The organism is Mesorhizobium sp. M7A.F.Ca.CA.004.12.1.1, from assembly GCF_003997835.1.
In the GTDB taxonomy this organism is placed as follows: Bacteria; Pseudomonadota; Alphaproteobacteria; order Rhizobiales; family Rhizobiaceae; genus Mesorhizobium.
This window is the reverse complement of record NZ_RZRK01001490.1, coordinates 1-501: the sequence shown is the minus strand read 5'-3', so window position 1 is coordinate 501 and position 501 is coordinate 1. Positions and strand designations below refer to the sequence as shown.

The window sequence follows — 501 nt, the reverse complement described above, 5'->3', positions numbered from 1 at the left end:
CTTCGGAACGATGCCTGTTGCCGCGCTCGACGATCTCGGCTGCGATGTTGTTGATCTCGATCAGCGTCGATTGCGGCCGCGGCGGCGCGATGAAGGTTCCCACACCTTGCAGGCGGATCAGGAACCCGGCCGAGGTCAACTCTCTGAGCGCCCGGTGAACCGTCATCCGCGACACGCCGAGCGACGCCACCAACTCGTTCTCGGACGGCAGCTTGCGATCCTTGCCCCACCGGCCCGTTCCGATGTTCGCCAGGATGTAGTCCTTCACCTTCTCGTAAAGAGGGCTGGCCGTGTCGGGCAAAGTGATCATTTCAAAAGTCCTTTCCGGCGATTCATCGGAAATCACGACTGCTCGACAGGTTGCCGCATGCGGATGATTGTTTTCAAGCCGTCGCTGTGTCCCGCCAACAGCCGCTCATAGGCAGCCGGAATGTCATCCAGGCCGATCTCCTGGTCGATCAGCGCCAACAGCGGTTCGCTGAGTTCACCTAGCATCCGCAC

Annotated in this window: 1 protein-coding gene; it reads right to left on the bottom strand. The window is 60.7% G+C overall.

The genetic code is table 11. The features are described 5' to 3' along the window. The coding region (locus EN984_RS37195; protein WP_127384481.1) for a GntR family transcriptional regulator at nt 1–310 on the bottom strand (310 nt) is incomplete at its 3' end. Nucleotides 311–501: the final 191 nt, after the last annotated feature.